The following is a 7,358-nucleotide window of genomic DNA, read 5'->3' on the forward strand; positions in this document are numbered from 1 at the left end:
AGAAAAGCACAGAAAAACGCAGAGAGACAGGAAACGCGGTGATCCGTGTTGCGGTGGTGGACGACGAACAGCTGGTCCGGTCCGGGCTGCGGATGATCCTGGGCACGGCCCCGGACATCGAGGTCATCGCGGACTGCGGTGGCGGCGAGGCTGTGGACACCATCCTGGCGGGCGAGCCCGATGTCGTCCTGCTGGACATCCGGATGCCGGATGTCTCCGGCCTGACCGTGCTCGGCGCGCTCCGCGCCGCCCCGCACCCGCCCGCCGTTGCCATGCTGACCACCTTCGACGCCGACGAGTACCTCGCCGCCGCACTGTCCTCCGGGGCCTCGGGCTTCCTGCTCAAGGACACCGATCCGGAGCAGCTGGTACGGGCGGTGCGGACGCTCGCGGCCGGTGGCAGCGTGCTGGATCCCGGGGTGACCCGGGCGGTGATCGGCGGCTATCTGGCCACCGAGGCCGAGGCCTCGGCGGCCCGGGCGGTGTGCGCGCTGACCCCGCGCGAGCGGGAGGTGCTGGCCCAGGTCGGCGCGGGCCTCGCCAATCCCCAGATCGCCGAGCGCCTGGGCCTGGCCCCCAGCACGGTCAAGGACCATGTGCGCGCGGTCCTCGACAAGCTGGGCGGGCTCAACCGGGTGCAGGCGGCGGTCGTCGCCGACCGGGCCGGGCTGCTCGGCGGCCACGGCCCGGACGGCGGTGGGCCCCGGCAGGGCGGCGCGCCATGAGCCGGACCGCCCGCCGCCCGGTGGCCGCCCGGGTGCCGGTCCTGGCACCGGTGCTGCTGGCCACCGCCGATGCGTTCCTGGTGCACGGGACCGACTTCGGGCTCCCGATGGCACTGTCGCTGTGCGCCGCGTTCGTCCTGCTGTGGCGGCGGCGCTTCCCCGTCGCCGTCTTCCTCGCCACGCTGCCCGGCATCTACATCGGCTATATCTGGTTCGCGCCGCTGATCGCGCTCTACACGGTGGCGGCCGTCCGCAGGCCGGACCGCAAGCTGCTGGTGGCGATGTGGCTGCTGTTCGCCGTCGTCCACTTCCTGCCGTACCCCGTCTCCGACCTCCCGCTGGACGACCGGCGGGTGCTGGCCCTGGACCTGGTCAACGCCGTCGTCATCGCGGCCGCCCCCATCGCGGGCGGCCTGCTGGCCCGCACCCGCCGCGAACTGGCCCGCCGGCTGGACGAACTGACCCGCAGCCGGGACCGCGAGGACCGGCTGCTCGCCGACCAGGTGCTGGCCACCGAGCGGGCCCGGCTCGCCCGGGAGATGCACGATGTCGTCGCCCACCAGGTCAGCCTGATCAGCCTGCAGGCCGGAGCCGTACAGGTCAGCACCGAGGACCCACGGGCGCGGGACAGCGCCCGGACGATCCGCGACCTGTCCGTACGGACCCTGGACGAGCTGCGCCACATGGTCGGCATCCTGCGGGCGGCGGGCGCCGACACCGAGGAGCTCACCCCGCAGCCCAAGCTGGGCGACCTGCCCCGGCTGATCGAGCTGAGCGCCCTCGATGTGACCTATGCGAACGAGACGGACCCGGCGGCGGAGCGCTCCGAGGCCGTGGAGCGCGCGGCCTTCCGCACGGTGCAGGAGGCACTCACCAATGTGCGCAAGCATGCGCCGGGGTCCAAGGTGCGGGTGCGGGTGAGCGAACCGGACGGCGGGCTGCGGGTCGAGATCCGCAACGGCCCGGCGGACGCGGCCGCACCGGCCCCCGGACTGCCCGGCGGCGGGCACGGGCTGGTGGGGCTGCGCGAGCGGGCCCAGAGCCTGGGCGGGACGCTGGACGCCCGGCCGACGGCGGACGGCGGCTTCACCGTGCGCGCCGACTTCCCGCCCCAGGAGCTGCGCTAGTGACCTGAGTCGTTGATGCGTCGTTTGATATGCATGGGGCGTCCGGCGGAGCGCTCAGGCGGAGAGCGGCCCGGCGTTCTCGGCGGTCGCGCTGGCCAGGTCCGGGTAGACCTCAAAGAGCCGGCGCACACCCAGGGCGGCCAGCACCCGGTTGACATGCGACCCCTCGACGGCGCCCTGAGCGGGCAGTATCAGCCGCAGTCGGCCCTGGCAGGAGCGCATCAGCCGACGGGCGGCGATCAGCACACCCACGCCGCTGGAGTCACAGAAGCGAACCCCGCCGAGGTCGAGCACCAGGCTCCGCCGCCCCTCGGCGACCGCCTCGTGCACCCGCTGCCGGACCGCGGGCGCGGTCACCAGATCCATCTCGCCACAGACCTCGAGCACGGCCCAGTTTCCCTGCTCGTGCTCCGACACCTTCAACGTCACGCGCTCGAGCCCTTCACTCGTCGTTCTCCGGAATGAGCCCTTCCGCGGCATGGCCGCCCGGCGTGCGCCTCCCTGATGCGGGGCGCAGATCCCTCACCCGCCCCGGTGAATCTGCCGCCTGGCATAAACCGACCGCCGTTGAGCCTATGCCCAGCTCGAGGCCTTCTCCCCCGGATATGCGGTCACACCCGCATAACACATCGGCACATTCGGGCAGGTCTGATCCACACCGATCGGCCAGATCAGCGCAAAGCGAACATAGCCCTACCATCTGCAACCACTTGGCGAGCCGGTCTTCCCGGAATTGCCCCCGAAGGAGCGATCTCCGTCAGACCCACCGCCTAGATTCGATGAGCATGTGACAGTGGGCACAAGCACTTCTGGGCACCAGTACGACGTACACCCATGCGAGCCACCTGGGTGAGCGCCAACACGGACGGAGGAGGCAGCATGGCGAACGACGCACCACCCCGCTGGGACCGCAAGATGCAGCAACGGCTCGCGCACGGCGAGGAAGCCGCCCTCGGCGAGCTGTACGACCGCTTCGCCTCCCTGGTGCACGGCCTTGCCCACCGGGTCCTGGGCGAAGAGAGCGGCGCCGACCGGGTCACCCGCGAGGTCTTCGGCTACCTCTGGGAGCACCCCGAGGCCTACAACCCCAAGGACGGCCCGCTGCGCTCCTGGATCGCCTCGCTCACCCACCGGCAGGCCGTGGGCCGGCTGCGCCGCTCGGAGAGCGACGGCGAGTCCACCCCGGGCGAGGTCGACGAGAAGGTCCATGCGGCCTCCGCCGCCGCCCGCGCCGACTACATCGTCTCCGCCATGCCCACGCCCCTGCGCGAAGCCCTCGACCTCGCCTACTTCCGCCGCCTCGACTACTGCCGGGCCGCCGCCAGCCTCGGCGTCACCGAGGAGGAGGCCCGCCGCCGGCTCCGCCTCGGGCTGCAACTGCTCTCCACCGCCCACCAGGGCCCCCGCAAACACCACGCCATCGCGCCACCGGGCGCCGGGAGCCGACGATGAGCGCCGCCGTCCCCGCACCCCGCACCACCACCGTGGACGGCACGTCCCGGCCCCCGACGCACCGGCTGCTCAAGTCGCTGCTCGGCGCCTGGGCACTGGCCGCCTGTTCCGGCGAGGAGACCGCGGCCGTCGAGGAGCACCTGACGGACTGCGCGGGCTGCGCCGAGGAGGCCGTCCGGCTGCGCGACGCGGTCGCGCTGCTGCACCCCGAGGACAGCCTCGACCTCGATCCGGCGCTGCGCTCCCGGGTGCTCTCGCACTGTCTCGGCCGCCGCCCGGCCCGGATCCCGGTGCCCGGCTGGGCCGCGCCCTACGCGGCGGAGACCGCCCGGCTGGACGCCCTGCTCCATGACATCGACGAGGCGGACTGGCGGGCACCGGTGCGGCTCACCTGGTTCGACGGCCGGCGCACCGCGGCCCGCGACGCCACGGTGGCCACCGTGATCGCCCACCTCACCGCGGTGGACGGCCTGGTCGCCGACGCGCTCGGCCTCCCGGCCCCGGCCGGCTCCCCCGCCGAGCGCGCCGAGGCCTGCTGGGCCACCGACCAGCCGCCCGCCACCGTGCGCGGCCGCTGGCGCGACCAGGGGCACGCCCTGACCCGGGCCGTCTCCTTCGCCGAGGGCACGGTCGCCGAACGGACCGTGGCATACGGCGCGTTCAGCCTGCCGCTGTGCGATGCCTTCCTGGACCGCGCCTTCGAGTGCTGGGTGCACGCCGAGGACATCGCCGAGGCCGTCGACTACCCCTACGGCCCGCCCGCCGCGTCGCACCTCAACCACATGATCGACCTCGCCGCCCGGCTGCTGCCCGATGCGATCGACCGGCGTCGCCGGGCCGGGCTCGCTCCGCCGCCGCACCTGCTGCGCACGGCGGACGCACCGGGCCGCACCCTGCACCTGGAGATCGAGGGCCGCGGCGGCGGCCACTGGTACATCGCGCTCGACTCCCCCACGGCCACCGCCACCCGGGAATCGGAGGTGGCCCATGTGGCGCTGGAGGGCGTCGAGTTCTGCCAGCTGGCAGCGGGCCACATAGCGCCACAGGAGGCGGCCGCCGGGCAGGACGGCGACCCCGAGGCGATCCGCGATGTGCTCTTCGCGACGGCCTCACTGTCCAGGCTCTGACCGCCCCCGGGCGAACCCTAGGCGAAGGCGAACCCTAGGCGAAGACGACCGTACGCCGGCCGTTGAGGAGCACCCGGTGCTCGCTGTGCCACTTCACGGCGCGGGCGAGCGCCTGGCACTCCACATCGCGCCCCACCGCGACCAGCTGCTCGGGGGTCACTTCGTGACCCACCCGCTCGACCTCCTGCTCGATGATCGGCCCCTCGTCCAGATCGGCGGTCACATAGTGCGCGGTGGCCCCGATCAGCTTGACCCCGCGCGCGTGCGCCTGGTGGTAGGGCTTGGCGCCCTTGAAGCTCGGCAGGAAGGAGTGGTGGATGTTGATGATCCGCCCCGACAGCTCCTTGCAGAGGTCGTCGGAAAGCACCTGCATATAGCGGGCGAGCACCACCAGCTCGACCTTCTCGGCGCGGACCAGCTCCAGCAGCTTCGCCTCCGCCTCCGGCTTGTTCTCCCTGGCCACCGGAATGTGGTGGAAGGGGATGCCATACGAGCCGACCAGCTCGGCGAAGTCGGTGTGGTTGGAGACCACCGCGGCGATCTCCACCGGAAGGGCCCCGATGCGGGAGCGGAAGAGCAGGTCGTTGAGGCAGTGCCCGAACTTCGACACCATCAGCACGATCCGCATCTTCTGGTCGGCGCGGTGGATCTGCCAGTCCATCTGGAAGGAGTCCCCGACCGCCGCGAAGCTGGCCCGCAGCTTCTCCAGCGTCACCGGCGCCTCCGCGCCGAAGTGCACCCGCATGAAGAAGAGCCCGGTGTCGTGGTCACCGAACTGTTGGCTGTCCTCGATGTTGCAGCCGGTCATGAAGAGGTAGCTGGACACCGCGTGCACAATGCCCCGCTTGTCCGGGCAGGAGAGGGTGAGGACGTACTGTTCCGACGGTTCGGGCCGGGCCGGCTGCGAGGCGTTCATAGCCCAATAGCGTCGCACACCCGCCGGCCCGCCCGGACCGTTCGATTCCGCTCGGACCGCCCGGCGGCCGCCGACCAGGCCGTCAGGCTCGGGTCAGCATGGCCAGCACGGGCAGCGAGCGCGGCGGCACGTCCGAGTCGTCCCCGTCGCTCGCCGCCAGCCGGACATGCGCCTCACGGGCGGCCCGTACCGCCTCGGGCCAGCCGTGGTGCTCCAGGTAGGCCGAGACCGGGGCATCGGCGCCGACCTGGTGCATGATCCGCAGCACCCGCAGCACCGCGACATCCACCAGCGCGGCCTCGCCCGAGTCCCGGAAGACCGTTCCGACGTACTTCTCGGCCGACCAGTTGTCCAGCCAGGTGTCCTCGACCAGCCGGTAGACGGCGTCCGTCACATCTCCGTACCCCTCGTGCCCGGCCAGCCAGCACTCGCGCTGGAAGCCCGGGTCCGAGAGCATGTGCAGCGCGGAGCGCACGTTCGCCCGCCAGCGCCACCATGGCATGTCATTGAGCGGCATGCCGTCCATGGTGGTCGAGCGACGGCCGCGACGGGAAGACTTCTCCGAACCTTGCACAAGAATCGATCGTACGTTCTTGGTTCATAGCTGCGTCCACTGGCGCTGGGGCAGCCCGTACTTCTTGGCGATCGGGTTCCAGAGGTCCGCGGCCTTCTTCTTGGCGGCCGTCGCATCGCCGCTGGCCTTGTCGCCGGCCGAGCTGTCCCGGGTGGGCCGGGCGCGGTCCTTGGCGCAGCCGTGCTTGCGGCCCGCCTGGTCGGCCCAGGAGGCGTAGTGGCCGTCCGCGGCGGCGGACGACTGCCAGGCCTTGGTCAGCTGGGCCGACAGCTCGTCATGGCCGGGAAGCTTGTCCACGGCCGTCTTTCCCAGCCGGGTCACCAGGGCGTTGCGGTCGTTCGCGGCGGTGCGCAGATCGCCGGCGGACCGGCCGAGGTCCTTGCAACTCCTGGTGGAATCCACCGCCTTGATCACGGTGTCCCGGCTGTTGCCGCTGTCCTTCAGCAGCGCGTCCAGCGCCTTGGCCTGGCCTTCCGCCGGGTCGGCCGGCTTCTTGGCGGACGCGGAGGCGGAGGGCGTGCTGCCGGGCTCGGCGTTCACGGCCGCCTGCGGGCTGCCCGGCTGCCCGCCCTTGTCACCTCCCCCGCCGCTGAGCAGCGCCCCGACCGCGAGCCCGGCGACGGCGCAGCCGGCCACTCCGGCGCCGATCAGCACCTTGGTCCGGCTCCGCTTCGGCTTGGGGCCGGGCCCGGCGGCCGGGCCCGGGACGGGCGGCAGGGGCGGCCCGGCGGGCGGCGCCGACCGCGCCGGGACGGGCGGGAGTTGCCGGGTGGGCTCCGAGGCGCGGAACAGCCCGTCGAACTCCGCGGGCGGCGGCCGGTCCCCCGCCGCCGGGGGCGCGCCGGCCGGGCTCCCCACCGGGGGCAGGTACTGGGTGGCCTCGCCGCCCTGCGGCGGCAGCAGTTGGGTGGCGTCCTCGGCGAACGCCCCCGCCGGTGCACCGGGCATGGGCCCGGGCATCCCGGATATATGCGATATCTCCCCACCCACCGGCGGCAGATACCGGGTCGCCTCACCGTCCCCCGGCGCCGAGGCGGGCGGCAGGGGCGCACCCGTGCCACCCACCGGCGGCAGGTACTGCGTCGCCTCGGCGTCGCCCGGCGCGGCCGCGGGCGGATGTGCGGGCGGCACCGGCGGCTGCGGCGGAACCTCCGGGGGCAGGGGCGAGCGCTGCGCGCCCGGCCCCCAGGGCTCGCCCCATGGCCGGCCGGGTGGCGGGGCCGCAGGGGGCTGCGGCTCGTTTCCCTGTCCGCGTCCGCTCTGCGTCACCGGGACTCCTCAGGCTGTTCGGGATTATGACCGGCAGCTCACGCTACCCGCTGGTCCCGACAACCGGCCATGTGCGCCCGGTACGCACGCCGCCCCGCCCCCTCGGACACCCCCTAGATGACTGATGCCAAGGGCTTGCTGGCGCGCATGAGATGAAGCGAGGGAGCC

At 73.0% G+C, this 7,358-nt stretch carries 8 protein-coding genes; 4 read left to right on the top strand and 4 right to left on the bottom strand.

Annotated elements, in window-relative coordinates; translation table 11 throughout:
• The first annotated feature begins 38 nt into the window (after positions 1 to 38).
• Both ABCR83_RS24575 and ABCR83_RS24580 read left to right on the top strand, forming a co-directional pair.
• Positions 39 to 725, top strand: coding sequence for a response regulator (locus ABCR83_RS24575; RefSeq protein WP_462697344.1), 687 nt, complete (start codon positions 39 to 41; stop codon positions 723 to 725).
• Positions 722 to 1,852: a sensor histidine kinase gene (locus ABCR83_RS24580; RefSeq protein WP_462697345.1), complete on the top strand. Its 1,131-nt coding sequence runs from the start codon at positions 722 to 724 to the stop codon at positions 1,850 to 1,852. The genes ABCR83_RS24575 and ABCR83_RS24580 overlap by 4 nt, the downstream gene beginning before the upstream one ends.
• Before the next feature lie 54 nt (positions 1,853 to 1,906).
• Here the strand turns inward: ABCR83_RS24580 and ABCR83_RS24585 are convergent, their stop codons facing one another.
• A complete protein-coding gene (locus ABCR83_RS24585) occupies positions 1,907 to 2,281 on the bottom strand; it encodes an STAS domain-containing protein (RefSeq protein ID WP_462697346.1) in 375 nt (124 codons plus the stop codon).
• 450 nt (positions 2,282 to 2,731) lie between these two features.
• On the opposite strand from ABCR83_RS24585, the gene ABCR83_RS24590 reads away from it, so the two are divergent.
• Positions 2,732 to 3,304, top strand: a complete 573-nt coding sequence (locus ABCR83_RS24590) for a sigma-70 family RNA polymerase sigma factor (protein WP_462697347.1) — start codon at positions 2,732 to 2,734, stop codon at positions 3,302 to 3,304.
• The gene (locus ABCR83_RS24595) at positions 3,301 to 4,431 is read left to right on the top strand and encodes a maleylpyruvate isomerase N-terminal domain-containing protein (RefSeq protein WP_462697348.1); all 1,131 of its coding nucleotides are present in this window, start codon (positions 3,301 to 3,303) and stop codon (positions 4,429 to 4,431) included. Before ABCR83_RS24590 ends, ABCR83_RS24595 begins: the two co-directional genes overlap by 4 nt.
• Positions 4,432 to 4,465: 34 nt before the next feature.
• Here the strand turns inward: ABCR83_RS24595 and purU are convergent, their stop codons facing one another.
• The 3 genes from purU to ABCR83_RS24610 all read right to left on the bottom strand — a co-directional run bounded on the left by purU (position 4,466) and on the right by ABCR83_RS24610 (position 7,190).
• Complete coding sequence (gene purU, locus ABCR83_RS24600; protein WP_462697349.1) at positions 4,466 to 5,347, bottom strand: formyltetrahydrofolate deformylase; 882 nt, start codon at positions 5,345 to 5,347, stop codon at positions 4,466 to 4,468.
• An 82-nt stretch (positions 5,348 to 5,429) separates the two neighbouring features.
• Positions 5,430 to 5,873, bottom strand: a complete 444-nt coding sequence (locus ABCR83_RS24605) for an SCO4402 family protein (RefSeq protein WP_462697353.1) — start codon at positions 5,871 to 5,873, stop codon at positions 5,430 to 5,432.
• Positions 5,874 to 5,945: 72 nt separating this feature from the next.
• The gene (locus tag ABCR83_RS24610) at positions 5,946 to 7,190 is read right to left on the bottom strand and encodes a hypothetical protein (protein WP_462697350.1); all 1,245 of its coding nucleotides are present in this window, start codon (positions 7,188 to 7,190) and stop codon (positions 5,946 to 5,948) included.
• Positions 7,191 to 7,358 lie beyond the last annotated feature (168 nt).

It is taken from the genome of Streptomyces xingningensis (genome assembly GCF_054957865.1).

What these genes read in the sequence shown, in the direction of transcription:
- ABCR83_RS24580 (WP_462697345.1), top strand. Translation starts at nt 722, where the DNA reads ATGAGCCGGACCGCCCGCCGCCCGGTGGCCGCCCGGGTGCCGGTCCTG.
- ABCR83_RS24590 (WP_462697347.1), top strand. Translation starts at nt 2,732, where the DNA reads ATGGCGAACGACGCACCACCCCGCTGGGACCGCAAGATGCAGCAACGG.
- ABCR83_RS24595 (WP_462697348.1), top strand. Translation starts at nt 3,301, where the DNA reads ATGAGCGCCGCCGTCCCCGCACCCCGCACCACCACCGTGGACGGCACG.
- purU (WP_462697349.1), bottom strand. Translation starts at nt 5,347, where the DNA reads ATGAACGCCTCGCAGCCGGCCCGGCCCGAACCGTCGGAACAGTACGTC.
- ABCR83_RS24605 (WP_462697353.1), bottom strand. Translation starts at nt 5,873, where the DNA reads ATGGACGGCATGCCGCTCAATGACATGCCATGGTGGCGCTGGCGGGCG.